A 26835-nucleotide genomic window follows, 5' to 3' on the forward strand; every position below is an offset into this window, starting at 1 on the left:
CACCACAAGATGCCATGCAGTTCGGGCTACTCATTGGTGTCTACTCACGCAAAACAGATTATGCAACTGGCTGATCCACACTACTCGCCCGTTCTGCAAGTTGACGCACCTGGCGACAAAGTGCATTGAGCACCACATTCACAGGGTCGGTTGTAGAATCCGAGGTATCCATGATGTCATTCAAATCCAGGCTGTACGCTGTCGTCTGCTGAACAGCTTCCACGGTTGTGAACTGTGGTTGAGACTGGATCACTCCCAGCAAGCCGATGATTTCTCCCTCCCCCATGGTGCCGAGAATCTGCTTTAGCCCATCTACTTCCCTGCTGAGTTGCACTTTCCCCTTTTCAATTACCATGAACTTATTGACCGGCGAACCCTCTCGAAGGAGGATGGAACCAGTAGAATAACTGCGTCGCTGCTTCCGCAGTTTCGCCTGTCTGAGCTGACTGCCTACGACACGGATGGCCATGCGTAAGACCAGGCCGACGACTGCCCCTGTCACGATGCCAATGATATTTGCCATCATATCAGCAACATCAAACGTGCGGGCATTCAGTGGCTGCAGATACTCAATGCCGATACTCATCAGAGCAAGCACTACCAGCGCAGGCAGACAAAGTGCAGTTCGAACGCCAAGGACAAAGATGGCGGAAAGCACTGTATAGCCACCAAAATGCAGCAGCTTGTCCATCGATACGGTGTATTCGGTACGTCCTACCAGGCTGGCTACCACAACAATCACCAGCCCTGCCAGCCCAGCCAGCACAATCAAGGTTCGGGCCCACATGGGGATTTCGTAGACAGTGCTCGAGAGTACCGACGATAGTGACTTTGGTCGTGAAGAGCTCATGGTATCTGTTGATTAAAAATCAGCGGGAATGGATAACACCGGGCAGTGGGCGTTCTGCAGTACCTGTTCAGTCGTTGTGCCTCGCAGCATATCGAGAAATCCTTGCGAACCTTTGGTGACCATAATGATGAGATTGGCACCACCCTCTTCTGCAGCATTAAGAATTTCTGTAACTGGTCGCCCCTCTCTGCTGATCTTAACCACCTTCCACGGACCTTCAGGTACAGTAACATGGGGATAGGATTGATCAGCCCCAACATGCAACAGAGTGAGCGTTGCATTATTTTTGCCAAAAGCCGTCAGCGCCCGCAGGGCGCGTTCAATAGCACCGCCTGCTGGAGGGGTATGATCAACAGGAATCAGAATATGATCCAATGTGACATGCCCGTCATCCGGAGAAACACAGCCGTGTACTCCTGAAGGCACAAAGAGCGTTGGCAACGCCATCTTGCGAGACACCTGTTCAGCAGTGGAAGGCTTGAGCCAATTGGCTAATCCCGTGCGCTGCCGGGTTGCAAGGACCAGCATATCTACCGATCCCTTGTCCAGATAGCTGGAAATGCCGCCAACAATATTGCTGGTGTCATACACATTGATTTTCTCGATCTCAATTCCCAGTTTGGATACATCAGCTCGCCGGGCACCCGGCTCCAGCATCCCCCACCGCTGGAGCGTCTCGCGCACGGAAGGAAAACTGTCCCAATCCGCATGCTTGTCCCTGCTCACATGCATGATGGTCAATCGGGCATGATTGTTGACTGCCAGCCGCAATGCATGAGCAAAGGCGAATTCTGAATCTTCTGAGAAATCCGTTGCATGCAGAATATACTTGGCAACTTCACTGAAACGATTGGGAACAGTTTCGCTGGACATGGTTAAACTCCGTTGATCAAAGCCGATTCCGTACCGACCATCAAGTTGGAATTATGTTAAGTGTTCAACGCCTGTGCACAAAGTTGTTTGTGACAAAATGCTTGGAATTTATTACTCTGCTGATGCAATTGTTGCAATTTAGTTCTAAGCGAAACACAGCTTGACCTAATATCGTTTTTGGTTATCTAACATACCCGGTGCACGTTGCTCATTTGACCAAAGGTCGAAATAATCCATGAACTGGCGTTTGCACTGGATTTTGTTCATCGCATTATTTCATACATCAGATGTCTGCTCGCAGGATTTTGCAACTCGTACAACATCAACCTCTTTTGCGACTGCTTCCGAAAATAATACACTTCCAAATGCTGCATTTCCCAATGTGCCAAGGCTGAATTTTCTGTCTTCCGACAGCCGACCTGATTCAGTGGAAGACTGGTTGACACAATCCATCAAAGTACGTGGTCGAATCGAGACTGACGCGATCCTGGCCGTGCAATCTAGCGAAAGCAAGGAAATCATCGGTGATTTGCGGAATGGCTACGGCTTCCGGCGAATGAGACTGGGGGCCCAGGGAACCATTGGCGATGTCGCCCGGTGGGTTTCTGAAGTCGAGTTGGCTGGAGGTACTCCGAGACTACGTGATGTGTTCATTGGCTATCAGATGTTTCCCTGGGTGCGTGAATTACGTGTCGGCTACTTTCGTGAGCCGTTCAGTCTGGAAGGAAATACCAGTACGAATTTCATGACTTTCATGGAACGTTCTCCACTGAATGAACTGGATCCTACACGGAATTGGGGGGTATGCGGGTACTGGTGGCCTGATGATGAGCGCATGACAGCTGCACTGGGTGTATTTCGTGATGGCACCAATAATGGCGGACAAAGTCAAGGCGATGATGATGCCTGGGCACTTACAGGACGAATTACCAGTTTGCCAGTTTATGTGCCTGATGATGATAATTTCCAGTTGCTGCATCTGGGTTCCGCCATCTCCCTACGTTCTCCGAAAGATGGACTGGTAATCTTTGATCCCGGTGTGGCGTCAAACCTGTTGACGGTTTCCGATGATCCTGCATCTCCATTTCTGCCTGCCGTAATTTTTAATGCCAACAGCCAGCAGATTTATAATCTCCAAGCGGCCTGGGTAAACGGCTCTGCGTCCTGGCAGGCAGAATGGTTTGCTACTTCCATTCAGCAAACAAATGCGGGAACCGTCTTCCTGCATGGTTTCTACATCGATTACACCTATTTCCTGACTGGTGAACACCGGGGATATGATCGTACTCGCGGTGCGTTTGATCAGGTGAAAGTACTACGCCCTGCACTTCGTACTAGGGACGATCCTCGTGGAGGGATGGGCGCCGTCGAGTTACTGGCGCGATTCTCCTATGCTGATTTCAATTCGCCCAACATGCCGCCTGCCATCTCCGGTGAACCTGCAGGCGCATATCTGTATCAACTCACACTGGGCGTCAATTGGTATCTCAATAACTACATGCGCATGATGTTTAACTACACTGCTGCCATGCCGGATGACATCAATCAAGATCCCACCATGGCACACTTATTCAGTTTTCGCTTTGCACTTTTCTGGTAACCGAGGTTTGCTGCTTTTCCATTTCCAGAATCGCCTGAGTCGTTTTCAGTATCGTATCGGGTGACAGCGAAATGGAATCAATGCCACAACGAACCAGGAACTGAGCGAATTCCGGATAATCACTGGGAGCCTGGCCGCAGATTCCAATCTTCTTCCCGAGTGCCTTCACTCGCTTGATGACATCTTCAATGAACCGCATGACAGCAGGGTTGCGCTCATCGAAGAGATGTGCCACAATGCTGGAATCACGATCCAGCCCAAGGATCAGTTGCGTAAGATCATTGGAGCCAATCGAGAAACCATCAAAGATCCGGGCGAAATCTTCCGCAAGCACCACATTGCTGGGAATCTCGCACATGACATAAACTTCCAGGCCATGCTGTCCACGTTTAAGTCCAGCCTTCTCCATTACGGCAAGAACCTTTTCTCCTTCTTCGACCGTTCTACAGAAGGGAATCATCAGTTTGATGTTGGTCAGTCCCATTACTTCACGGGCTTGCCGCATCGCTTGACATTCAAGCAGGAAGCCCTCCTGGTAGCGGGGATCGTAATACCGGCTGGCGCCACGGAAACCTATCATCGGGTTTTCTTCATCAGGCTCAAACGGCTTACCTCCAAGCAGGCCTGCATATTCGTTCGACTTGAAATCGGAAAGCCGGACGATGACATCCCTGGGATAGAATGCTGCTGCCAGTTGCCCGACACCTTCCGCAAGTTTTTCCACAAAGTAGTCTGCCTTGTTGGGATGATTTCTGGTCAGGCGGGCAATCTCTTCCTTGTCCTGGCCGGCTGGCAGTTCATCGAATCGCAGCAGCGCCAGCGGGTGCACTCGAATAAAGGATGAGATGATAAATTCTTCTCTTGCCAGGCCAACACCATCATTGGGAAGGCTGCAAAGAGCAAAGGCCTTATCCGGATCGCCCAGGTTCATCATCACTTTGGTTCGTGGGCGAGGCATTTTGCTGACATCAATCGTGGTACGCTCAAAGGGCAACTTGCCATCGTACACCTTGCCTACATCCCCATCCGCACAGGAAACGGTGATAGGCTGGCCTGGCTTTAGTAACGCGGTTGCCTGTTCCGTCCCGACCACACAGGGCACACCGAGTTCGCGGCTGACGATGGCAGCATGGCAGGTGCGACCACCCCGGTTGGTTACCACCGCTGCAGCCATCTTCATCGTCGGTTCCCAATCGGGATCAGTCATGTCAGCAACCAGTACTTCTCCCTGACGAAATGAACTCAGTTCCTCCGTACTACGGATAACGCGTACCGCACCAGCCCCGATTCGCGCTCCGACACTTTTGCCTTGAAGAATGACCTTTGCCTTCTGTTGCAGTTCGAAGATTTCAATTTCTGCCTTTTTCTTCATCGCATGAACTGTTTCAGGTCGGGCTTGCAGGATAAAGAGCCTGCCACTTTGCCCGTCTTTTGCCCATTCGATATCCATGGGAACGGCTTGTCCCGACTTATTCGAATAATGCTTCTCGATGAGACATCCCCAGCGCGCCAGCGTCAGCACTTCATCATCAGTCAGACTCAAGCTCTGCTGTTGTTCCTGTGGCACAGCCACGATGCGTGTACTTTTACCGCCGCGGCTGGCGTAGATCATTTTTTCATGCTTTGAACCGATCCGCCTTTTAATAATCGGGATAAGGTCAGTATTTTCGAGCATGGGCTTGAAGACGAGAAACTCATCAGGGGCAACACGGCCTTTGACAATAGTTTCACCTAGTCCAAAGGCACTGTTGATCAAGACGACATCGGGAAAACCGCTTTCGGTATCGAGTGTAAAAAGCACACCGGAGCAGGCCAAATCTGAACGAATCATCTTCTGCACGCCTATTGAAAGCGCGACTGCAAAGTGATCAAATCCCTTATCCACTCGGTACGAAATCGCGCGATCGGTAAAGAGCGAAGCCAGGCACTGTCTGCACGTATCGAGCAATGCCCGCTCGCCGCGAATGTTCAGGAACGATTCTTGCTGACCGGCGAAACTCGCGCCGGGTAAATCCTCGGCCGTAGCGCTGGAACGTACTGCAACATCGGGGTCCTGTCCAAATTCCTTGCCCAATTTCCGATAGGATTCAACGATGGAAGTTTGCAGATCTTCAGGTAATGGGGTATTCAGAATGGCATCGCGAATGGCTCGGCCACGTTCTGCCAGGTCAGCCAGATTACCGGTATCAAGCCCTTTAAGGTATCGCTTTAGAACTTCGGCCAGTCTGCCTTCTTTTATCACTGCACGGTAACCATCCGCGGTGACTGCAAACCCATTCGGAATAGCAATCCCTTGAGGCGTCAGTTCCCGGTACATCTCTCCCAATGAAGCATTCTTGCCTCCGACCAGTGGTACATCTGCGATGGAGAGTTCGGAAAACCAGCTAATATATCGGGACATATTGGCTCCTTTTTCAGCAGATGCGGGGTAGCGGCGAACCACTGGGTTCATCCAGTGATTGTTCCCGCCCCAAGGTTCGGCGAATAATCACGGGAGTTACAGCACGAGACTCAACTCTGCCAATGATCGCAGCGTGACGTGAGATTTCAACCTTGCGAAGTATCGAAACTGCCTCTTCGGCATGTTGTGCTGAAACTGCCATCAGCATTGTTCCTTCGCATGCCAGATGCAGAGGCTCTAATCCCAGCAGTTCACAGGCGCTGCGGGTAACTGCATCAATCGGGATGCAACTTTCATCAACGAATAGCGTCTTCTGGCTGGCTATTGCCCATTCATGCAGTACAGCAGTGATTCCGCCACGGGTGGCATCACGCATGGCACGCACTTCGCTGCCAATTCCAGTTCGCAATGCACTGATGGCAGGGAGCAACAATGCTCCATCACTGCTGGGTGCAGGGTGGAAATCAAGTTGCTCACGTGCAGCAAGAATGGCAATGCCATGCCGGCCAATGTGGCCGGACGTTATCAAGACATCTCCTTCCTGTAGCGACTCTGCTCCAGGTGGAACAGGTTCCATCAACTCCCCAATGCCTGTAGTATTTAGGAAAATTCCATCCGCTTCACCATGCGGTACCACCTTGGTATCTCCGGTGATAATCTGCACCTGGCACTCGGCTGTGGTTTGGGCGATGCTATGGAGAACTTTCTCCAGCACAGCTATTGGCAAGCCTTCCTCCAGAATCAGGGAAAGGCTCAGCCAACGTGGAATGGCGCCACTCACTGCGAGATCATTACAGGTGCCATACACTGCAAGTGAACCAATATCGCCACCAGGGAAAAAGATGGGGGAAACCACATAGCTATCAGTGCTGAACGCAAGCCTGTTGCCTGCTGGCTGCAGAATAGCAGCATCGGCAAAGGGCAAAGTACATCCCAGGCTGGGATGTACTATTTGATCCAGTAAACGCCGCATGAGCCTGCCACCCTCGCCATGAGCGAGTGTGACACAGTCGGACTGTGCGGATACGCTCACCGGACAATTAAGTAACCAGGCAGGGTGGGCCATCGAGTCATTCCTGTCAGGTGATGATCGGCAAACGATAACGATAGTAGGCAGCACACGCCCCTTCTGAGGAAACCATTGGAGCGCCCATTGGAGTTTCGGGCGTACATGCCTTGCCAAAACTGGGGCATTCCGTTGGCCGCATCTGTCCGGAAAGAACTTCTCCCGCTTGACACAAACTTGCATCATTCTGCACTTTGGCCGGCATCATGCCAAACCGTTTGCCTGCATTGAACTGCTCCCATTTAGCCCGTAATCTATAGCCACTTTCCGGTATTTCTCCCAACCCACGCCATTCCTGATCATTCACTTCATAAACCTGATCAATCAATTGCCGGGCTGACAGATTTCCTTCAAGACGAACACTGCGAGGGTATTGGTTAGATGTCTGGGCATTACCCGATTCCAATTGCCTGATACATTCGTGAATACCAGCCAGCAGATCGAGTGGCTCAAATCCGGTGACAACCACTGGTACCTGGTATTTCTCCACAAAGGACGCATAGGTGTCGTAACCCATGACGGTACAGACATGGCCTGCAGCCAGGAATGCCTGCACGCGCACCTCAGGCAATTGCATGATCGCCTCCATGGCTGGCTGAACACGCACATGATGTACCAACAGGGAAAAATTCTTAAGACAGAGTTGATGTGCCTGAAGCACTGCCAGTGCAGTAGCAGGAGTTGTAGTCTCAAACCCCACAGCAAAAAAGACCACTTGTCTTTCAGGGTGCTGCTCAGCGAAACTCACTGCCTCCAGCGGCGAGTAGACCATTTTGACAGTTCCACCCTGAGCACGTGTTTGAAGCAAAGAGGAGGTAGAACCTGGCACACGCAACATGTCGCCAAAGCTGCACAGCGTGATGTCAGGCTGCCTGGCTAACTCCTGCGCCTGATCCAGCACCCCAATGGGAGTAACGCAGACTGGGCAGCCGGGGCCATGTACCAGTTCGATGTCATCCTTTAGTGCCGATTCAATTCCATATTTAAGCAGGCTATGCGTCTGACCGCCACAGACTTCCATCAGCACCCAGCGGCGACTGGCTAAACGCTGGATGCGTGTTATCCATTGATGAGCCTGATCCCGGTCACGATATTCATCAAGGTATTTCATGAATGTCGCCCGCTGGTGGTATCTCGGTTGCCAACTCTTCGCGTAATGCAAACTGGTCAAGTTCATCAAACAGGCGGCGTGCCTCATCTGGGTTGACCTTGCTGATGGCTATGCCAGCATGGACGATGACGTAATCTCCTATCTCCGCTTCGGGCACGCACGCCAAGTGACAGACACGGGACAATTCACCAAACCGCACTTCTGCCCTGGCCAGTAGCGGATCGCGGTCGATCCATCGCGTTACTTCGCCGGGAATTCCCAGGCACATAACAACTCCTCAAAGTGAAAGACAGTTCAGCCGTGCAGCAGCCACCACGAGTTGCCCTGCAGCCAGACCACCATCATTGCAGGGAATCATCCCTGGTAAACCTATCCGGCTATTATCATCAAGCAGTTCATTGACCAGTTCAACCAGAATCTTGTTCTGAAAACAGCCGCCAGCAAGCACTACCGGATATGATGGATAGCTTCGAATGATCGCAACAATCGTCTCTGCAACGCTCCGGTGAAAGCGCATCGCAATCGTGCCTGGTTGCTGACCTTGCTGCATATCATGGAGAATTTCGTGCAGCATGGGGCGCCAGTCGAGTTCATGGCTGTTAATTGGAAAGCAATAGCTGCCCGTAGCAGAGCGATCGCAACAGGCTTCCAGCAGCATGGCTGGTTCGCCTTCATAATGTGCTTCAAACCGTGAAAGCAGCAGACAGGCAATGCCATCAAAAAGCCTGCCAACACTGGTTGTCTGCACATGCAACTGAGGCACATCGAGCAAAGGCAACCATGGCTGATAAGGCTCTTCTACCTGGCGCTGCTGTAGCACATTGATCAGTTCATGATGATCGTACAGTTGGCTAAGTAAGGAAAGTGTCACACGGCCTGGCTGCTTGACCGCCATCTCACCGCCGGGCAGTGTAAATGGTCGTAGGTGAGCCAGTCGTCTGGCTTCAGTGACATTTGCCATCAAGACCTCTCCGCCCCAAATACTGCCATCCCCCCCATAGCCAGTGCCATCGAATGCAATACCCAGCACGGTCTTGCCTAGCCAGCCATGTTCCAGCATGGCAGCAACCATATGAGCGTGGTGATGCTGTACTGCAAGCCTCGGCGTTGCCTGTTGTTCTGCCCAGCGGGTGGTAAAGTAGTCGGGATGCAGATCATGCACCAGATGGCCTGGCTCACAATGATATAGCTGGCACAACTGCCGATACTGTTCCACGAATCGTGATTGACCGGCAACGGTATCCATATCCCCGATATGCGGGCCGAGTATCGATTGCTCTCGATTACATAACGCCATCGCCACTTTCTGATGCCCCCCCAGGGCAACCAGTGGCAGTGTGATGTTGACAGGCAAAGTATGAGGAGCCAACCCCCGACCCAGGCGGATCACACTCATCCGATTAGCCATGCAGCGTACGACACTGTCATCGATGGGACGGACAATATCACGATCATGATTCAGCATCTGATCACTGATGTTGCCAAGCTGTTCAGCCGCCGCAGAGGGAGTATAAGCCAGCGGTTCCCCTTCGCGGTTGCCACTGGTAATAACGAGAGGATGATCTACCGCTGAACAGAGCAGATAATGGCAGGCGGTGGTCGGCAGCATGATGCCCACTTCATTCAAACCGGGATGGACATGATTTGATAATCCATTGACAGTATGAGCCCGGCAGAGAACAAGAGGGCCAGCACGACTGGTGAGTGCCTTTTCATTTCCTGTCATGTCTGCCAGAGTTGATGCTGCTTTCAGATCTCTGACCATGACCGCGAGTGGTTTGCTGACTCTGCCTTTACGCTGGCGAAGCGTTAATACGGCAAGATCGCTGGTGGCATCACAAATCAACTGGTAGCCGCCGATTCCTTTGAGTGCAAGAATTCCGCCATTTCTGATGAGTGTTGCACCAGCATCGACGGCCGTTCGAGAATCGTGTAACTCTGCTCCAGACAAAGTCGGACCACAATGCACGCACGACATGGTTTGGGCATGGAATCGACGATCAGATGAAGCAGTAAACTCGTTCCTGCACTCCAGGCACAACGGAAACCGCTTCATGCTCGTATGCTCTCGCTCGAAAGGCATCGAATGCAGAATCGAAAAACGTGGACCACACTGGGCACAATTATTGAACAGATAGTTTTGTCGTCGGGAATCGTTCCCGCACAGAACTTCTTGCAGGCATTGCCCGCATATGACAGTATCGTGAGGTACGCGTGCCCGGAGGGTAGATACGATCGAACCTGCATGAACATCGAAGCGACGATGCCCTTCTGGATACACTTCTTTCGTAATCTGATCTGAAATTACTGCTTCATCTGGCAACTGGCTGGCTAGCCCCATCAGAAAGCGATGCATGTTGACCCCATTGCCCTCCGCATGCATCACTACGCCGGAAGGTTCGTTGGCTACCCAGCCGAAGATATTGCAGGCTGATGCCCAGCGCAATACCGCAGGTCGCAGGCCAATTCCCTGCACTTGTCCCTGCAGTAACACTCGCCTGGCCATGCGGTCAGGAAATGCGGCATGTGGCATGTGAAGTTGTAATCCGCTGTCGCTGGGTTTCCAGATAGCTGCACCAGGCATCGATACCGGTGTTCTTCCAGGCAGATAATGTCAGTACAGTCAGGTCAGGTTGAATACGATGAGCATCACGTTCTGCAGCCTCCACCGAAAAGGGAACATGAGGCAGTAGATCGCACTTACTGAGAACGAGCGCCTGACTGGTACGAAACATTTTCGGATATTTGCCCGGCTTGTCGTCCCCCTCGGTAACGCTGAGTAGCACCACGCGATGGTGTTCACCAAGATCAAAAGACGCTGGGCAGACCAGGTTGCCAACGTTTTCGATGAAGAGAAAATCGTAAGGCTGAGCAGGCAACTTCAGCCAGCCTTGTTCAACCAGTGTAGTGTTCAAGTGGCACGCGCCTCCAGTCGTCAGTTGCTGGGTGGGGGCATAGCGCAACAGTCGTTCTGCATCACGTTCCGTGGCGATATCGCCAACCAGTACTGCCATGCGGAATCGGCCGTTCCAGTGTCGAGCCGTTGCTTCCAGCAGGCTCGTTTTGCCAGCACCGGGTGATGAAACGAGATGAACCACCAGCGTACCCTGATTGGTCCACGTCTGACGAAGCCCGTCTGCATGCGCCTGCTGTTCGCTTAAAACAGGTTTGTCTACCAGAATCTTCATGAGCAGTCTTTCAAATCCTCATTCCATGAGTTTAACATAAAGCAGCTGAAACGCATCACCCCCGGTAATCTGTACCGACGAAGACTGGCATGCCGGGCATTCCGAAGCAAATTTCTCCATGGCCCACTTATGTTCGCAGGATTTACAACGTGCTGTCACCAATCCTGTCTTCACAGTTAAATTCGCTTGTGGGTGCTGTGTTACAAATTCCCGAAATGCTTCATGTAATAACTCTGGCTCGACACCACTTAAGCTGCCCGCTTCAACAGCAATTTCCAGCACTGCAGCTCCCCCATATTCTTCCTGAATGGAGCTTACCTGCTTGAGGAGAGCCAGCATCAATGATCGTTCATGCATGGTCGAGTTCACTGGCCAGTTGACGCAGGATGTCAGGCAGCAGAGCAGTTATCTCTGAAGACAGAGGCTGGCCTGTTTCAAAGCTTTTCCCCTCAATTCCCCAGATGACAACACGGCGAGGCAGCATTTCCAAACGATGAGCCAGTGACAGTGTGTCGGGCAGGCTGAGTTGATGGGTATTCATCGAACGCAGCGACTTCACGCCGGGAATGATTCCTTCGAGAAATTGACCATGTGCCCCACACTGCCACCGATATACCTGGCCCGGTGTTCCACCACTCTGGCAAGCATCAAATACATAGAGCTGATCAACACCATTCAGCCAGTGCAACAGGCCCGCAGGTATTGCCGCCTGTCGAAAGGGAAGGTCAGCCAATCGGCCCAGATCCTCCGCGAGTTTCCAGCCTACCTGGTCATCGCCATGATGGCTGCCCAGGCCAATCAATAAACGCATAGGCCTTTTTTCAGCCACGATCCACCGTAAGCTTGAGGAAATGCGTCGAGCAACTGATGCACGGATCATAACAGCGAATCAGCCGTTCGCATTCGCTGGCAACCTGAGCGTCTGCAAGATGTATCAGACGAGGTAGATATTCACGAAGATCATCTTCCATCTGCCTTTGATTTTGTGAAGTGGGAGGAACGATCTTAGCAAAGGTGACCTTACCCTGTTCATCTACCTGATAACGGTGATAAATCAGGCCCCGTGGCGCCTCGGTGGCTGCACAACCTTCCGCCTTCTGATAAGCTGCATTCTGGCGAGCAGGCGCAAATGGCCGATAGTTTTGGAGAATATCCAGTGCCTCCTCATAAGCATGCACCACCTCCAGACATCGGGCTATGATCGATTGGAAGGGGTTGTTGCAGGGCACAGTAAATCCCACTTCTGCTGCAACCTGTTGTGCCATTGGCGAGAGCATATCGAAGTTGAGATTCACCCGTGCCAACGGGCCGACATGGTAACAGGCTCGGGTTTGTTTGTATACAGAATGCAATGCGGTGCTGTGTTGCACCTGTTCCTCTTCAAACACGTTTTCATATTCATCAAAAGGCAGATTTAATCCTGTAGTAGAACAGATATTGCCTTCGTTCATTGGATACTCATCTGGATGCACGAGCGCAACCATATCATACGGACGCGACATTTCTGGAATTGGAAATGCAGCGACCCACCGTGTCGCAGCCACTGCAGCCTCCAGCCCCCACTGGAAATCAGGAATCAGCCTGGCCAGTTCTTCACGCCGTGGAACTCGATAGAATCCGCCAACCGCCACATTGATCGGGTGGATGGCTCTGCCACCCAGTATTTCCAACAACTCGTTGCCATGCTTTTTCAGTCGCAACCCGCGTGTAACCTCCTGCGGAAACCGTTCAGCCAGTTGAATGCCGCTGGTGCAGCCGAAATAGTCAGGTGCATGCAGCAAATGCACGTGCAACACATGGCTTTCGATCCATTCGCCACAGTATAACAGCCTGCGCAGTTGCCTGATTTCGTGTGGAACTGTGATAGACAACGCGTTCTCCATGGCATGCACTGCCGTCATCTGGTAGGCAATCGGGCAGATCCCGCAGATACGGGCCACCACATCGGGTACTTCGTTCAGTGGCCTGCCTCGAAGAAATGCTTCAAAGAATCGTGGAGGTTCATAGATAGCCAGTTGAAGATCTTCAATCACATTGCCCTTGAGCCGTATGTGCAACCCCCCTTCCCCTTCGACACGGGTAAGTGCATTGACTTGAATGGTTCTCGATGGTGTCATGTGCCTGTCATCGGTAGTGGGAATTTGCCATCTAATCTGCTGCTGATGTCCCGAAACTCCGGAGCATGGGCATTGTAGTTGCGTAACAATGGGATGAGGCTATCGCCTGTGATGCCTTGCGATCGATAGTGTTGAATCAGGCTTCGGGCATTAGCCTGATAAGCAGGGCCAAAACAGGTGTAGCAGCCTCGATCATACGCAGGGCAGATGGCCCCGCATCCTGCCTGTGTCAACGGCCCCAGGCAGGGAACTCCGCGGGCAACAGCAATGCAGACCGTTCCACGCAGCTTGCATTCCACGCAGACGCCGTAAGCAGGCAGCCTGGGTTTGCTGCCTGCCAGCAAGCTGCGAATGACATCGAGCAATTGATGCCGATTGATCGGACAGCCACGCAGTTCATATTCCACTTTGACATGATCAGCAATGGCAGTGGAGCTTGCCAGGCTGGAGATGTAATCAGGCCTGGCGTAGACTGCCTTGAGAAACTCCTGGTGATCGCCCCAGTTCCGCAGAGCCTGAATACCTCCCGAAGTGGCACAGGCTCCAATGGTGATAAGAATCTTCGATTGCCTGCGAATCTCCTGAATGCGCTGCTGATCATGTGGCGTGGTGATGGAACCCTCTACCAGAGTAATATCGTAAGGTCCCTTGACAATGGTACTGCTGGCCTCAAGAAAGTAAGCAATCTCCACCAGTCCGGCGACTGTCAAAAGCTCATCTTCACAGTCAAGGAGCGACAATTGGCAACCATCGCAGGACGCGAATTTGAAGACAGCCAGTTTGAGTTTGGATTCAGCCAGGTGGCTCATCAGAGCCCCTCCACGGCCATCAGCGGCCTGATGTGATCATATCGGAAAACAGGACCATCCTTGCAGACAAAAGTTCCTCCAAGCTGACAATGACCACAATGACCGATGGCACAATTCATATGTCTTTCGAGTGAAAGCCAGATCTGGCCTTCCGGTATGCTCTTCGACATAGCCGCCTTGGCGACAAAATGCATCATGACTTCCGGGCCACAGGTCATCAGGACAGTTTCCGCAGGGTCTGTCACCGCCAGCCTGTCCAGTAATTGAGTGATCACCCCCACTTGTCCGTTCCAATATTCATCAGCCCGATCAACTATAACTTCAACTTGAATGCCTTGATTTCTCCAGTTGTCATATTCACGGCCATAGAGCAAGCCTGCCGGGCTACGAGCACCATGCAAGATCGTCAACTTGCCAAAACGTTGGGGTTCCTGCAGCACGGCATGAATGACTGGCCGCACCGGTGCCAGTCCAATTCCACCCGCAACCACGATAATATCTTTGCCATGGCACTGATCCATAGGCCAGGCAGTGCCGAATGGTCCACGCATACCAATGGACATGCCAGGCTTTAACTGTGTAATGGCATGCGTTACATTGCCTGCTTCCCGAATCGTATGATGCAGCACCGGGCCGGTCATCCCACTGAGAGAAATAGCTGCCTCGCCAACACCGGGCACATACAGCATATTGAACTGCCCGGGTGCATAGGTGAAGGGATGCTGTACTCCATCCAGCACAAAATCAAATGTGCTGACACCAGTTATCTCTTCATGGACTCTGACCAGCCTGGCAGGTGCAGGCTGCCAGGGATTGCCGGAATGTATCATGTCGAATTGCCCCCCGTTGCGACATGCAGCATGGGCAGTGAAATCGACTTGCGAATAGCGGTAACCTCTTCGGTAATATCGATTCCTACCGGGCACCAGGTGATACATCTGCCACAGCCAACGCAGCCCGATGTGCCAAACTGGTCATGCCAGCTTGCCAGCTTATGTGTCATCCACTGACGGTAACGGTCGTGAATCGTTTTCCGTACCGTTCCACCGTTGGTATAGCTCAAATCGGTATTGAAACAGGAATCCCAGCGTCGGACACGGTCCACTTGCTCGGACTGAAGATCGGTCACTTCCGAGACAGTTGAACAGAAACACGTTGGGCAGACCATCGTGCAGTTGGCACAGGATAAACATCGCTGAGCGACAAGTTCCCATCGTGGATGATTCAGGTTATTCAGGAGTATATCGCGTATACCATCGGTATCCATTTGCTTGCTGATCTGACGTTCCGCCTGTGCTCTGGCTTCTTCCCCTTGCCTTAACTGTTCCGCGGTAGCCTCGTATGAGTGGAGTTGTTTCGCAATGGTTTCACCCAATGTGGTTCCCACTTCAACAATGAAGCCATCGCTGAGTTCCGTAAGGCCCAAATCGAAACCGGAGGTGCAACGTGGCCCCGTGTTCATCGAGGTGCAGAAACAGGTGGATGCAGCCTGGGTGCAGTTGACAGCAATCAGGAATAGATTCTCCCGCTGGGCCTGGTAATATGGATCGACATAGGGGCCATGCAGAAAAACGCGATCCTGCACAGCCAGCGCTGCCAATTCGCAAGCGCGCATGCCCAGCAAGGCGAGTTTCTGCACAACTGGCTCAGGTGTTTCCATTTTCCAGCCTAGTTGCACTCTGATAGCTGTGCCCACTTTGATGCTTGGTGGAAACAGGTATTTCTTCCAGGAATGCGGGCCTACCACAAACCCGAAATATTGATCATCTTCCCGTTTCTTCAGCCTGTAGTGGCCTGGCTGTTGTTCATCCGTCCAGCCTCGAGGCAACTCGCCAACACTTTGTAGGGCATCATAGACAATGGCATCCTGGCTGAGGGTGGGGCCAACGACCTGATAACCCTGTACGATCAGCAGATCGATCAGCGACTGAAGTTCAGCATTGGCGAGGAACTGTGGTTTCATCAGTGAACTTGAACTACGGGTTCATTCTCAGCATACATATCGAGCAGTTGCAGGCGGGTAGCAGTCAGTCGCCTCGATAGTGCCTGTGCGATACGCTGCATCATGAGGAAGCCGATTTCGTGATCTGCCTGGCACAGTGCCAGAAACTTCTCTGCTGGCCAGGCGATTAACGTGGCGGGCACGATGGTGACAGCAGAAGTAGTCATTACACCATTTCCTAAAAGAGCTGACCATGCCAGTATTTCTCCCGGACCAACGCTCAGCACCCGTTTCAGTCCACGCCGCGGGATGTGGATATCCAGAGCCACAGTTCCTTCCACCACCAGATAAAAGGTATGGTGACTCATATTCTCCTGAAACAAAGTTGTTGAAGAGGCATAATGCTGCACCACTGCCGAGGCTGCAAGCCGATGCAGATGATGATCGGACATCCCCTCCAGTAATGGAACTGTTCGTAAAGTTGCAGAAATGTCCATAAGGCAAACGAGACCAGCAGGAATAAAGAATCAGGATGCCATTGTGATGAATTTGGGTGCAACTTGCAAGAAGGAACACTTGAGTACTGGTAAGCGATCAGTCGTAGTATGCAGGAGTCTTCACCATAAAACTGATGCCATTGCTGCTTCAGCCTCGCGTTTTTGCCTATCGCTTCAGACTGGCCTTGCACCCTTGTTGATTCCTGCTATGGTGCCGAACCATCGTATTGCGAGGGGGCGGATCATGTCTGGAATTCGATGGCTGTTGAGTTCAGTGCTGTTCCTCTTGGCAACGGGAAGTTCTGGGTGTTACGTCACCGATTGGCGCTGGATCTGGGAGGATGACGATGACTATCACTGTGAAAAAGTCCAGGTGCAGATGCCGGGTAGTACTATGGCTGTCTCTGTTCCTGCTCAGCGTTAGTCTTAGCGGATGCATGCTGGCTGCTGCGGGTGCCGTAGCTGGAGCCGGAGCGTATGCCTATTACCAGGGCAATTATTCGCAGATGCACGCCGCAGAATTCGGCAGAACCTGGCAGGCTGCCAAGTCAGCGCTCAGCGATCTGGCTTTGCCGGTGATCAGTGAACATCATGAAGGGCTGAAAGGCACCATCAAATCAAGCCTGCCAGATGGCACCAGCATCAGCATCGATCTGGAAGAGCAGCCTCGTATCATGGCAAGCGACAGCCATCAGACCGAAGTGAACGTACGCGTTGGTACCTTTGGCGATCAAGCACAAAGCCAGAAGATTCAGCAGCAGATTCAGTCACACATTGTTGGCCAGAATGTCACAGCTCCACCAGCCAATCGTTTGCCTCCATTGAATTCAACAGTGGCTCCGCCGCCACCTGCGACGAGCACCTCAAATGCCACGCCACCACCTGCGACAGGCCCCCAATGGAAGCCTGCTACCGCAACTGGTTCACAAACACTGCCACCCTAAGCTTCATGAAGCATCTTACTGCTTCTATGAAAAGGGTGGCATTCCTGCATTGGCAGGATGCCACATCAATGATTTCTTGAAGTAATACAATTTGTCTCTCTCGTTACGGACCAGACCAGTTCATGGACTCGGTCCATTGGTTTCGCTGCCCAGGATTCGAGGCCTTCGTTTCTTATACTTAATGGACGTTGCCAGGGTGCGGTCAAGTATCAGAGCTCCAACCATTCACCAATTCCTGGATCATTTATCAAACTGCATGATAATATTACTCTCACCCTTCACACCATCACCGCAAAATTATCGAATCGCAACGTCTCGTCCCACCACTTCATTCACCAATCATTCATACTCTGCAATCAACTTGGTTACTGCGAAGCCTCTGCTTACAATGATGGTATCATCAAGCATTGGAGATCTGAATTGAGCCCATCAAAACTGATTCGATTCCTCCTCCTGCTGGCACCGGGCATCTTCACTCTCTCCACCGGCTGCCAGAAAGAACGACAAGCACCTCCCCAGCCGCCTCCCCCTGTTGTTTCTGTTTCCCAACCCGTTCTGCAGAACGTGCAGATGTACAACGAATATAACGGCAACCTCGAAGCGGTGGAATCGGTCCAGATCACTGCTCGCGTCAAAGGGTTTCTTAACGAAATACTGTTCAAGGAAGGCGACGAAGTTCAGAAAGACAGTCTGCTCTTTCAGATTGATCCGCGAGAGTACGTTGCCGCTGTCAAGAGAGCCGAAGCAGACAGGCAGAAGGCCGAAACCGAATTGAAACGAGCAGTCAAGGAAGAAGAACGCGTGGCAAAACTTCGGACAACAGGCGCTGTCAGCGAAGAGGAGTTTGAACAGCGTGTTGCAGCCAAGGATGCTGCCCAGGCAACACTGAGACAGACCGAGGCAGCAAAGGAAGCCAGTCAACTGCAATTGGATTTCACCGAAATACGAGCACCTATTAAAGGGCAGATCAGCCGAACCCAAGTCACCCGCGGTAACCTCGTTGGACAGAATGACAACACCATGCTGACCACCATCGTCAGCATGGATCCACTCTATGTCTATTTCGACATTCCCGAACGCGATCTCGTCGAATATCAGCGGGCATTGCAGGCTGGCCAGCAGGCCGAAGTGCTGAGCAGAAAGCTGCCTCTGGATATTGGCGTCGCCACAGAACAGGGTTTCCCGCATCCTGGGTTCATCGACTTCCGTGAGAACCGCGTCGATTCAGGCACCGGCACGGTCCGCATTCGCGGTCGGGTTGACAATCCTCGCGTTCCGCCTGGCAACGCTCGTCTTCTGTATCCAGGGTTGTTTGCCCGTGTCCGCGTGCCTTTTGGAGATGCCCGATCCATCCCGGTGATTCCCGAAGATGCACTCATGACCGGCCAGGAAGGTCGTTATGTCTATGTGCTGGGCGAGGGCAATGTGGTTCAGAAGCGAACGGTCACCATCGGCCCAGCCATCTGGAAATCTGCCCTTCCGAAAAAAGATGATCCACTCGGCTGGACGCTCGAAGCTGCACAGCCGAATCCTGAAAAGAAAGAGGCGAAACCTGTCTCTGTCACATCGGTCATCTCCATCACCAGTGGTTTGTCTCCTGAAGACAAGGTAGTGATCAACGGCTTGACCAAAGCAAGACCCGGCTTACCCGTCACTCCAGAAATGCAGGTATTGAAACCGCCACCTAAGGCGAAGTAATCGTTCGTTTCATTCCCTAGCATTCAGGATTCATCTATGTTTTCGCGGTTCTTTATCGACCGACCTGTCTTCGCCAACGTTATCGCGGTCATCACGATTCTCTTTGGTCTAGTAGCACTCTATCGGCTGCCCGTGGAACGCTACCCCGCCATCACGCCGCCCACGGTGGTTGTCAGCGCAGTATACCCTGGCGCTAATGCCAAAGTGGTTGCCGACACGGTAGCCGCTCCTATTGAACAACAGGTAAATGGCACCGAGAACATGATGTACATGTCCTCCACCAGTTCTGCTGATGGCTCCTATGCACTGACCATTACTTTTGAAATTGGCACCAATCTCGATGATGCCCAGGTGCTGATTCAGAATCGCGTCTCCATTGCCGAGCCAAGCCTTCCCGAAGAAGTGCGCAGGCAAGGCCTTTCGGTGAAGAAGCAATCTTCCAACATCGTGCTGGCAGTATCCCTCACTTCGCCGAGCAAGAAGTACGACAGCCTGTTCCTTTCCAACTATGCGACGTTGCGATTGCGTGATGAACTCAGCCGTGTCGAAGGTGTGGGTGATGTCATGGTTCGCGGCGTCGGTTCTTATGCCATGCGTGTCTGGCTCGATCCCGACAAACTTGCCGCCCGGCAACTTACTACCCAGGATGTGACAGCTGCCCTCGCCCGTCAGAACATTCAGGTAGCAGCCGGCCAGATCGGACAGCCTCCCACTCCCGATGGCCAGCGGTTCCAGATGACAGTGACCACTCTGGGGCGACTCACCGATCCGGAACAGTTCGAGAAGATCGTCATCAAATCCAGCATCGCTGGTCAGGTAGTCTATCTCCGTGACATTGCCCGGGTGGAGCTCGGCGCGCAGACCTACGATTCATTCGCTTCCCGCAATGGCAATGACTCTGCCAACATTCTGATTTATCAGTTGCCAGGCTCCAATGCCATCAATGTCTCCAAGGCTATCCGGGTTGCCATGGAACGCATCAAGCCAACGCTTCCTGATGGAATGGAATACGCGATTCCCTTTGACACTACCAAGTTCGTCGATGCCGCTATTCGCGAAGTCTATGTGACCTTGTTTGAAGCAGGTGTGCTGGTGCTCATAGTCATCCTCGTCTTCCTGCAAAGTTGGCGGGCCTTGCTCGTTCCAGCCACCACCGTACCTGTCACCATTATCGGCGCATTCGCCTTCATGCCGATGCTGGGCTTTTCAGTGAACATGTTGACACTGTTTGGCCTGGTATTGGCCATCGGCATCGTGGTGGATGATGCCATCGTGATTGTGGAAAATGCTGCACATCATATCGAACGGGGCCTCGCCCCACGTGAAGCTACCATCAAAGCCATGTCCGAAGTGACGGGCCCGGTGATCTCCATCACATTGGTTTTGATGGCGGTGTTCCTGCCAACCGCTTTCATGGGTGGCATCACCGGCCAGCTCTATCGCCAGTTTGCTCTCACTATTGCTGCCACCGCCATCATCAGTGCCATCAATGCATTAACCCTGAAGCCTGCTCAGTGTGCAACTTACCTCAGGCCTCATACTGGCAAGAACATCTTCACCAGGATATTTGATTTCGTCTATCGCCCCATTGAATGGGGTTACACCTGGTGCATCAGGCAACTGGTCAAAGTCTGGGTTATTGTTCTATTGCTCTTTGCCGGCCTGGCTGGTTTTACCGCCTGGTGGTATCAGCGAACGCCGACAGGCTTTTTGCCTACTGAAGATCAGGGCTATGTCATGATCTCGATCAATCTGCCCGATGCAGCGTCGCTGGATCGCACGCACGATGTGATGGAACGCATGAACAAGGTCTTCGCCAGCACCAAGGGAGTGCAGCACTGGTTTGTGATTGGCGGTTTCTCCATGCTGGAAGGCACCAGCGCCCCCAATGCCGCCACCGCCTTCGCTGCCTGGTCCGACTGGTCGGAACGCACCACGCCGGAGCTTTCCCAGGAATCGCTAGTTCGCCAACTGCAGATGGAGTTCGCTAAGATTCAGGAACCCTTTGTCCTGGTATTGGTTCCGCCCTCCATTCAGGGGCTTGGCGTATCCGGTGGGTTCCAGATGATGGTCGAAGACAAGGAAGGCGTTGGCCCAGATATTCTGCAGGAACGTACACAGGCCATACTGGACGCTGCCAAAAAACGACCAGAAATCGGCATGGCGGCATCCACTTTCCGCGCCGGTGTGCCTCAGATATATCTGAACATTGACCGCACCAAGGCTGAACGCATGGGCGTTCTGCTCAGTGATGTCTTTGCGACGCTGCAGGCAAACCTCGGCTCGGTCTACGTGAATGATTTCAACAAGTTCGACCGAACCTACCAGGTGCGTGTGCAGGCGGATGCTGCATTCCGAGGCGATCCGAGCAAACTGCGTCGCTTGGAAGTTCGCAACCGCACCGGTGGCCGCGTTCCCTTGGCCACACTGCTCGATGTCGAGAACCGCATCGGCCCACAGTCCATAGCTCGATACAACCTCTATCGTGCAGCATCCATCAATGGCGGCTCGGCACCAGGCGTCAGTTCGGGCGAAGCGTTGAAAACCATGGAAGATATTGCCGGCGAAGTGTTGCCTCGCTCCATGGGATTCGAATGGACTGGAATTGCCTTCCAGGAAAAACGCATCAGCGGTGAGGCAGTGATCGTCTTCAGTCTGGCTGTCTTCCTCGTTTACCTGGTGCTGGCTGCACAATATGAAAGCTGGATTCTTCCGCTGGCAGTGATTCTCGTGGTACCGCTCGGCTTACTGGGCGTGGTCGCAGCGGTCAACATCCGGGGTATGGATAACAACATCTACACCCAGATTGGCGTGGTGTTGATCATTGCACTGGCCAGTAAGAATGCCATTTTGATCGTCGAGTTTGCCCGCGAGTTACGTCTGTCGGGTAAAACTATTCTCGAAGCTGCCATTGAAGCAGCTAAAATGCGTTTCCGCCCGATTCTCATGACCAGCTTCGCATTCATCCTCGGCGTCATGCCTTTAGTCTGGGCTCGCGGCGCCGCAGCGGCCAGCCGACAAGCCCTGGGCACCGCAGTCTTCGGCGGCATGATTACTTCCACCGTACTGGCTGTCTTTTTCGTCCCCGCTTTCTATGTTGCCATTCAAAGCTTCATCGAACTCATCAGCGGTCCGCCGAAGAAGATCGTGGATGTACCCAAAACACCGGATACCACGCATTAGTTGAATTTCTCCCCCTTGTAATTACAAATCCCGCACTGATTTGTGCAGTAAAACAGTTCGGTGCCACGCAACCCAGAGAGAACCCGCATCGGCAAACGGATTACAAATTCTACTACCATGATATCTGTTTAGAAACACAACCGGGTTCAATCTGAAATCAGATTGAACCCTGGTTATGATTTATAAGTCTAATAGCTATCAACCTCACTGCACCTTGAACTGCGAAGGGGTCTTCACGGCAATCTGGGGTAACCCCTGATACATGCTGACTTTGCCTTCCACGGTTACCGTTTTACCCTGATATTTCTTCTTGATACCATCCGCGCCGCCTTCCCACTTTTCAAAATCGCCTTTATAAACAACCGCCTTGAAGCATTTCTTGTTGTCTTTACCAAAGTTCAGAATGGCAATCGTGCCTGACCTTGGAATGAACACTTCATTCACCACGCCACGTACCACCGCTTCCTCATCCTTCTTCGCTTCAATGGCTTTAACATCCGAAGCGGGAATCGCTTCTTTTTCGCCTGCCTTCTTCTTGCCAGCCTGGGTCAGCAGAAAATCAGCAGCAGGCGGCCTGATGCCATTCGCCTGGTTTTCGCTTTTGATCTTGTCATCTTCAGGCGGATGATCGACAACGATGAACAGCGTAAGAAACAGGAGTGAGGTGTACAGCATGTGAATGACCTTTTGATTGCTTAGGTTATGTTACTTGTCGATAGCGGAAGGAGCTACCGGTCTCGTGTCAAGTGCCGGCACAGCACCTGGTTTGGTTCGATGGCCTGGCTCAATAATGAAGCTTTCGCCCCGCTTGGGAGCCTTGGCCTGCACATCCATCTTGCGTGCAGCATCGGCCAAGCCAGTAGCACGGTCCTTGTCGCCATGCACCACGAAGGCCTGCCCCACCGAAGTGAATTGTCCCAGCCACTCCAGAATCTGCTGTCCGCGTGCATGGCTCGAAAACCCAGTGACTTTTTCAACCTGCAGTTTCACTTCTGTTTCCTTCATCTCGCGTTCGAACTTATCGCCCCGTCGTTCTTCCCACGGAATCTCGATCTTTCTTTCACCAGCCTGCAGCTTGGCGCCAACAGAGCCAGGGGCTTGAAAGCCGACCAGGAAAACCGCGTTCTTTTCACTGCCTGCTATTTTGAGCAGATGCTTGGGCGACATGGCATGGTCGAGCATACCGCTGGTGGAGAGATAAATCGCCGGCTCGCTGTTTTTCATCGTATGGCGAGCCAGCGTTTCATCGCCTCGCGCATCGCGATAACGATTGCGGTAGAACAGGCCGCCTTCCTGTTTCGACTGCTTCAGAGCATCCGGATCGTAATACTCTTTGTACTTCGAATAAATCTGGGTCGCCCTCTGGGCCGAAGATGAATCGCAGAAAATGGGAATATCCTGGCTCAAAATACGCTTCTGCATCAGATCGTGCAGCACGAAAATCAGGCATTGCGTTTTGTGCAGGCCGAAAGAGGGCAGCAAAACCGATCCGCCATTATTAATGATGTCGTTAAGTCGCTTGCCAAACGCATCGAAGCTGACAAAGTCTCGTGCCGAGGGGCCATATGTTGATTCAAACAGTACCGCATCGGCTCCGTAGTGTTGTGTCGGCTTGCACAGAATAGGCGTATGATCCGGCCCCATGTCGCCCGTGAAGAGAAGTTTCACCCCTTCCACCCAGAACTCCACCATGGAGGAGCCGAGAATGTGGCCGGCATCGGTGTACCGCAGTGTCATGCCATGCTTTTCAAACTTGCGATTGTAAGGCACTGCAACAATCTGCTTAAGCACCTGAGCCACGTTTTCAATGGAACCCAGCGGTTCACGTTCATCGCGGTTGTCTTCCATAATGCTCATGGACGATTCGAGCATGACCTTGGTGATGTCACGTGTCGCATCCGTGCAGTAAATCGGCCCAGTAAAACCCTTGGAGCAAAGCAAAGGTAGCCGGCCTGAATGATCGATATGAGCGTGCGTCAGAAAGACAGCCTTCACGTCTTTCGGATCAAACGGAAACTCGACATTATCCTTCTCTGGCTCTGGCAGATCAGCTTGAAACATGCCGCAATCAACGAGAAACAATCCCTTGCTGCATTCGAGCAGATGACACGAGCCGGAGACCTGCTGCGTGGAACCGTAAAAAGTGAGCTTCGGATACCTCTTCGGCTGATGACGGGCATGAGCGAAAGCCTGCGTAACTGCCAGCGAGCCAGCCACGGAGCCAAGAAATCGACGTCGGGTGATCATGTTCCACACCAGGAGCGTTAAGTACCGTAGTAGTATAGCTTACAGGAACTGCGACGTATGGGAGTATGCTTCCTTTGGCAGCCACGGGCATACATCATGTTCCGTGGTTTTGTTCATTCCAGTCGGAAGTGACGATATATGCAGGAACTACACAGACTGAGGAAAACATGAGTTTTGCATTTCACGGAGTGCTGATTCGCACTAGCGAAACGGAAGCTCGTGCCATGTTTGCTTCAATTCATTCGCACTTACCTCTTCGATTGGTTCTGCTCAACGACAGTATTTATGGCGTGTATGCCAAAGGCCATCCTGATGCAGCAGACGAACTTCGTCGGATAGCTGCATACTTCTCGGAGGTTAGTGGTGTGGCATTCTTTTACTAGTACGACAACTGTATGGAGTCCTGGTATCAACTCTATGAAAATGGTCAAATGACACATGAACAGGTTTGTGGTTCTCCAGACAACACCTGGGGAGACGGAGGACTGTTTGACTCAATCGGCGGAGATAATTCCCTACACGATATTGTCGAAGAAGCATTTCTGTGGGATCATTCTGTGGTGATCGCCTAGAATCAAGCCGAATTGTCTAATGCTCCAAAGAGCGATGACCAATGAGGAAATGTGCAACATGAAGCCAACTTTGTTGCCACGAGGTCGTTTCGGTTGGCACTGCCTGCTCCTGTTGCTGGCTGGCGGTTGCGGCTGGTTTATCTGGTTCCAGCTAGTCGCCATGATGGAGCCTCAGCCACGCTATCGACTGACATTGAAGGAAGAGCCGAGGCAAGTTACCTGGAATCTGTTGGGACCATGGTTGAATGTTGTTTACTACGATAATTCCGGTAGCACTTCTGCGTATCACCGCTTGAGTGATGGCGAGATGGTATTTTCTTTTGACACTCATCGACCAGATAGCGGCTGGGGAAGATATGTCTCTAACAACTCGGATGTAGATACCCTTGTGATAGGTCGCCCAGCAGGCAAATTTCATTTGCACCACATTAATCCACAATTGCAAACACGCACCAAGTTGCCGGGCTTTACCACTGCAGAATCAACACCGCTTGTCTCACCGAGTGGTACTTATTCAGCTGTCATGAGCAAAATGTCGCTTGAACCTTTTCAACAGTTAGGAAACACGAACACATCGATGCTACTCTCGAGTGTGTTTACATCCAGGCTTGGAGGTCAACTCTTCAAGTTCATTCCTCTGTTTCGAGTGTATCGAACAAGCGATCAGATGCTTATCGGGGAACAGGCCATGCCAGGCATTATCTCAGGCTGGGGACATGCCAAGCTGTTGGAAGATGGCGAACATATCCTCCATTCACCATATTTTAACCATGGCGTTGTCAGCGAATATCTCCTTAAGACTCACAGAACTCCGGTAGCCAAGGCACAGCTGGATGCCAAAATGCCTGGTCTTCGATTATTTAACTATCGTACAGGGAAAATTGTCAGGGAATGGCCTGAGATCAAGTCTCCAAGCATGGACTGGATTGATTCAGAAAATGTGCTGATTCATACTAATTTTGAAGACCCCACCACACTATGGGCTGCTTCGCGCAATTCACGCAACCCGCGCTGGTATATCCTGAACACGAGAACGTTGTCGTTGTTAAATCTTCGTTCTTCGCCATTTCCGTCAGAAGTACGTGTAGCACCTCATGGGAAAGATTGGGCAGTGTTGCAGACCACTGAAAACTCTACAGCTGGAAACAAGTCGAGCAAACTCTCCATATATGGTAGAGCAGGTATAATTCTCGAAAACTGCGACCTTGGTGAGCATGCGAACAACATAGAATTTGGCGTGATACCAAATCAGAAACAGCTATTTGTGTCTGAAGGTAGAGATTCAATTGTGCCTCAATGGCACAATTGGGTGAATCGCTATCCGTGGCTTAGACATGTCCCTTTGGGGCCAAAGACTTTGCGCAGCGTTCTTGATCTTGCCAGCGGACAGAAGTTACTTCAGCAGCAGGGAGTATGGCAACGTACCTCCACCGATGGGCGATATCTGGTTTGCGGCAATGATAGTCAATCCGAAGTACAACTGGCGGTGTACGATCTGCCGATCAAACCACTTTCCTGGTGGGCGATCTGGTTGCCACGCGTGGCGGGAATGCTTCCCTTGTTGTTATGGATTATCTTTGTGTTGCGGAGAAGAAGATTTAGAGCATCTAACAAAATGAGCTAGTGCTTCTCGTCCAGTCAGGCTATAAGTTTGGCGAGCAAGGAGCACTGCTATGGCCAAACCGATTTTGGATGATCAACTCTGGGCATTGATTGAACCATTGTTACCGGTTCCCA

Annotated in this window: 24 protein-coding genes; 7 read left to right on the forward strand and 17 right to left on the reverse strand. The window is 52.0% G+C overall.

Annotated elements, in window-relative coordinates; translation table 11 throughout:
- Positions 1–58: 58 nt before the first annotated feature.
- The gene (locus tag JNJ77_07075; protein MBL8822333.1) at positions 59–787 is read right to left on the reverse strand and encodes a cyclic nucleotide-binding domain-containing protein; all 729 of its coding nucleotides are present in this window, start codon (positions 785–787) and stop codon (positions 59–61) included.
- Positions 788–862: 75 nt separating this feature from the next.
- On the reverse strand, positions 863–1723 hold the full coding sequence (locus tag JNJ77_07080) for a universal stress protein (GenBank protein MBL8822334.1): 861 nt from the start codon (positions 1721–1723) through the stop codon (positions 863–865).
- A gap of 235 nt (positions 1724–1958) precedes the next feature.
- On the opposite strand from JNJ77_07080, the gene JNJ77_07085 reads away from it, so the two are divergent.
- On the forward strand, positions 1959–3323 hold the full coding sequence (locus tag JNJ77_07085; GenBank protein ID MBL8822335.1) for a hypothetical protein: 1365 nt from the start codon (positions 1959–1961) through the stop codon (positions 3321–3323).
- Here JNJ77_07085 and ppsA read toward each other — a convergent pair.
- The 13 genes from ppsA to JNJ77_07150 are packed head-to-tail and all read right to left on the reverse strand — an operon-like array spanning position 3295 to position 16409.
- Entirely contained in the window at positions 3295–5724 is a 2430-nt protein-coding gene (gene ppsA / locus JNJ77_07090) for a phosphoenolpyruvate synthase (protein ID MBL8822336.1), read from the reverse strand. The two genes, JNJ77_07085 and ppsA, sit on opposite strands and share 29 nt — an antisense overlap.
- A gap of 13 nt (positions 5725–5737) precedes the next feature.
- The gene (gene hypE, locus JNJ77_07095; protein ID MBL8822337.1) at positions 5738–6790 is read right to left on the reverse strand and encodes a hydrogenase expression/formation protein HypE; all 1053 of its coding nucleotides are present in this window, start codon (positions 6788–6790) and stop codon (positions 5738–5740) included.
- A gap of 13 nt (positions 6791–6803) precedes the next feature.
- A complete protein-coding gene (hypD, locus tag JNJ77_07100) occupies positions 6804–7901 on the reverse strand; it encodes a hydrogenase formation protein HypD (GenBank protein ID MBL8822338.1) in 1098 nt (365 codons plus the stop codon).
- Entirely contained in the window at positions 7888–8169 is a 282-nt protein-coding gene (locus JNJ77_07105; GenBank protein ID MBL8822339.1) for a HypC/HybG/HupF family hydrogenase formation chaperone, read from the reverse strand. Before JNJ77_07105 ends, hypD begins: the two co-directional genes overlap by 14 nt.
- 9 nt (positions 8170–8178) lie before the next feature.
- A complete protein-coding gene (hypF, locus tag JNJ77_07110; protein MBL8822340.1) occupies positions 8179–10434 on the reverse strand; it encodes a carbamoyltransferase HypF in 2256 nt (751 codons plus the stop codon).
- Positions 10412–11089: a hydrogenase nickel incorporation protein HypB gene (gene hypB, locus JNJ77_07115; protein ID MBL8822341.1), complete on the reverse strand. Its 678-nt coding sequence runs from the start codon at positions 11087–11089 to the stop codon at positions 10412–10414. Before hypB ends, hypF begins: the two co-directional genes overlap by 23 nt.
- Before the next feature lie 18 nt (positions 11090–11107).
- Entirely contained in the window at positions 11108–11446 is a 339-nt protein-coding gene (locus tag JNJ77_07120) for a hydrogenase maturation nickel metallochaperone HypA (GenBank protein ID MBL8822342.1), read from the reverse strand.
- On the reverse strand, positions 11439–11900 hold the full coding sequence (locus tag JNJ77_07125; protein ID MBL8822343.1) for a hydrogenase maturation protease: 462 nt from the start codon (positions 11898–11900) through the stop codon (positions 11439–11441). The genes JNJ77_07120 and JNJ77_07125 overlap by 8 nt, the downstream gene beginning before the upstream one ends.
- A gap of 10 nt (positions 11901–11910) precedes the next feature.
- Positions 11911–13206 carry a Ni/Fe hydrogenase subunit alpha gene (locus JNJ77_07130; GenBank protein MBL8822344.1) on the reverse strand — a complete coding sequence of 432 codons (1296 nt, stop codon included), beginning with the start codon at positions 13204–13206 and terminating at the stop codon, positions 11911–11913.
- Positions 13203–14015, reverse strand: a complete 813-nt coding sequence (locus tag JNJ77_07135) for an oxidoreductase (GenBank protein ID MBL8822345.1) — start codon at positions 14013–14015, stop codon at positions 13203–13205. Before JNJ77_07135 ends, JNJ77_07130 begins: the two co-directional genes overlap by 4 nt.
- A complete protein-coding gene (locus JNJ77_07140) occupies positions 14015–14845 on the reverse strand; it encodes an FAD/NAD(P)-binding protein (protein ID MBL8822346.1) in 831 nt (276 codons plus the stop codon). The genes JNJ77_07135 and JNJ77_07140 overlap by 1 nt, the downstream gene beginning before the upstream one ends.
- Positions 14842–15978, reverse strand: a complete 1137-nt coding sequence (locus tag JNJ77_07145) for a 4Fe-4S dicluster domain-containing protein (protein MBL8822347.1) — start codon at positions 15976–15978, stop codon at positions 14842–14844. Before JNJ77_07145 ends, JNJ77_07140 begins: the two co-directional genes overlap by 4 nt.
- Positions 15978–16409, reverse strand: coding sequence for a Crp/Fnr family transcriptional regulator (locus tag JNJ77_07150; protein ID MBL8822348.1), 432 nt, complete (start codon positions 16407–16409; stop codon positions 15978–15980). Before JNJ77_07150 ends, JNJ77_07145 begins: the two co-directional genes overlap by 1 nt.
- 289 nt (positions 16410–16698) lie before the next feature.
- Here JNJ77_07150 and JNJ77_07155 point away from each other — a divergent pair, with 289 nt between their 5' ends.
- From JNJ77_07155 to JNJ77_07170, 4 genes are all read left to right on the forward strand, one after another.
- Positions 16699–16878, forward strand: a complete 180-nt coding sequence (locus tag JNJ77_07155; protein ID MBL8822349.1) for a hypothetical protein — start codon at positions 16699–16701, stop codon at positions 16876–16878.
- 13 nt (positions 16879–16891) lie between these two features.
- Positions 16892–17398, forward strand: a complete 507-nt coding sequence (locus JNJ77_07160; protein MBL8822350.1) for a DUF3568 family protein — start codon at positions 16892–16894, stop codon at positions 17396–17398.
- Positions 17399–17818: 420 nt separating this feature from the next.
- A complete protein-coding gene (locus JNJ77_07165) occupies positions 17819–19096 on the forward strand; it encodes an efflux RND transporter periplasmic adaptor subunit (GenBank protein ID MBL8822351.1) in 1278 nt (425 codons plus the stop codon).
- 36 nt (positions 19097–19132) lie between these two features.
- Entirely contained in the window at positions 19133–22279 is a 3147-nt protein-coding gene (locus JNJ77_07170) for a multidrug efflux RND transporter permease subunit (protein MBL8822352.1), read from the forward strand.
- Between the two features lie 204 nt (positions 22280–22483).
- Here the strand turns inward: JNJ77_07170 and JNJ77_07175 are convergent, their stop codons facing one another.
- Together JNJ77_07175 and JNJ77_07180 are read right to left on the reverse strand one after the other, a co-directional pair.
- Entirely contained in the window at positions 22484–22954 is a 471-nt protein-coding gene (locus JNJ77_07175; GenBank protein MBL8822353.1) for a hypothetical protein, read from the reverse strand.
- A 30-nt stretch (positions 22955–22984) separates the two neighbouring features.
- Complete coding sequence (locus tag JNJ77_07180) at positions 22985–24526, reverse strand: MBL fold metallo-hydrolase (GenBank protein ID MBL8822354.1); 1542 nt, start codon at positions 24524–24526, stop codon at positions 22985–22987.
- Between the two features lie 167 nt (positions 24527–24693).
- Between JNJ77_07180 and JNJ77_07185 the strand changes: the two genes are divergently transcribed.
- Together JNJ77_07185 and JNJ77_07190 are read left to right on the forward strand one after the other, a co-directional pair.
- Positions 24694–24909, forward strand: coding sequence for a hypothetical protein (locus JNJ77_07185; GenBank protein ID MBL8822355.1), 216 nt, complete (start codon positions 24694–24696; stop codon positions 24907–24909).
- A 418-nt stretch (positions 24910–25327) separates the two neighbouring features.
- Entirely contained in the window at positions 25328–26722 is a 1395-nt protein-coding gene (locus JNJ77_07190; GenBank protein MBL8822356.1) for a hypothetical protein, read from the forward strand.
- Positions 26723–26835 lie beyond the last annotated feature (113 nt).

The organism is Planctomycetia bacterium, assembly GCA_016795155.1.
GTDB lineage: Bacteria > Planctomycetota > Planctomycetia > Gemmatales > HRBIN36 > JAEUIE01.

Coding starts and splice junctions, on each gene's coding strand:
- JNJ77_07075 (MBL8822333.1), bottom strand. CDS start 787: ATGTGGGCCCGAACCTTGATTGTGCTGGCTGGGCTGGCAGGGCTGGTG.
- JNJ77_07080 (MBL8822334.1), bottom strand. CDS start 1,723: ATGTCCAGCGAAACTGTTCCCAATCGTTTCAGTGAAGTTGCCAAGTAT.
- JNJ77_07085 (MBL8822335.1), top strand. CDS start 1,959: ATGAACTGGCGTTTGCACTGGATTTTGTTCATCGCATTATTTCATACA.
- ppsA (MBL8822336.1), bottom strand. CDS start 5,724: ATGTCCCGATATATTAGCTGGTTTTCCGAACTCTCCATCGCAGATGTA.
- hypE (MBL8822337.1), bottom strand. CDS start 6,790: ATGGCCCACCCTGCCTGGTTACTTAATTGTCCGGTGAGCGTATCCGCA.
- hypD (MBL8822338.1), bottom strand. CDS start 7,901: ATGAAATACCTTGATGAATATCGTGACCGGGATCAGGCTCATCAATGG.
- JNJ77_07105 (MBL8822339.1), bottom strand. CDS start 8,169: ATGTGCCTGGGAATTCCCGGCGAAGTAACGCGATGGATCGACCGCGAT.
- hypF (MBL8822340.1), bottom strand. CDS start 10,434: ATGCCACATGCCGCATTTCCTGACCGCATGGCCAGGCGAGTGTTACTG.
- hypB (MBL8822341.1), bottom strand. CDS start 11,089: ATGAAGATTCTGGTAGACAAACCTGTTTTAAGCGAACAGCAGGCGCAT.
- JNJ77_07120 (MBL8822342.1), bottom strand. CDS start 11,446: ATGCATGAACGATCATTGATGCTGGCTCTCCTCAAGCAGGTAAGCTCC.
- JNJ77_07125 (MBL8822343.1), bottom strand. CDS start 11,900: ATGCGTTTATTGATTGGCCTGGGCAGCCATCATGGCGATGACCAGGTA.
- JNJ77_07130 (MBL8822344.1), bottom strand. CDS start 13,206: ATGACACCATCGAGAACCATTCAAGTCAATGCACTTACCCGTGTCGAA.
- JNJ77_07135 (MBL8822345.1), bottom strand. CDS start 14,015: ATGAGCCACCTGGCTGAATCCAAACTCAAACTGGCTGTCTTCAAATTC.
- JNJ77_07140 (MBL8822346.1), bottom strand. CDS start 14,845: ATGATACATTCCGGCAATCCCTGGCAGCCTGCACCTGCCAGGCTGGTC.
- JNJ77_07145 (MBL8822347.1), bottom strand. CDS start 15,978: ATGAAACCACAGTTCCTCGCCAATGCTGAACTTCAGTCGCTGATCGAT.
- JNJ77_07150 (MBL8822348.1), bottom strand. CDS start 16,409: ATGTCCGATCATCATCTGCATCGGCTTGCAGCCTCGGCAGTGGTGCAG.
- JNJ77_07155 (MBL8822349.1), top strand. CDS start 16,699: ATGTCTGGAATTCGATGGCTGTTGAGTTCAGTGCTGTTCCTCTTGGCA.
- JNJ77_07160 (MBL8822350.1), top strand. CDS start 16,892: ATGCTGGCTGCTGCGGGTGCCGTAGCTGGAGCCGGAGCGTATGCCTAT.
- JNJ77_07170 (MBL8822352.1), top strand. CDS start 19,133: ATGTTTTCGCGGTTCTTTATCGACCGACCTGTCTTCGCCAACGTTATC.
- JNJ77_07175 (MBL8822353.1), bottom strand. CDS start 22,954: ATGCTGTACACCTCACTCCTGTTTCTTACGCTGTTCATCGTTGTCGAT.
- JNJ77_07180 (MBL8822354.1), bottom strand. CDS start 24,526: ATGATCACCCGACGTCGATTTCTTGGCTCCGTGGCTGGCTCGCTGGCA.
- JNJ77_07185 (MBL8822355.1), top strand. CDS start 24,694: ATGAGTTTTGCATTTCACGGAGTGCTGATTCGCACTAGCGAAACGGAA.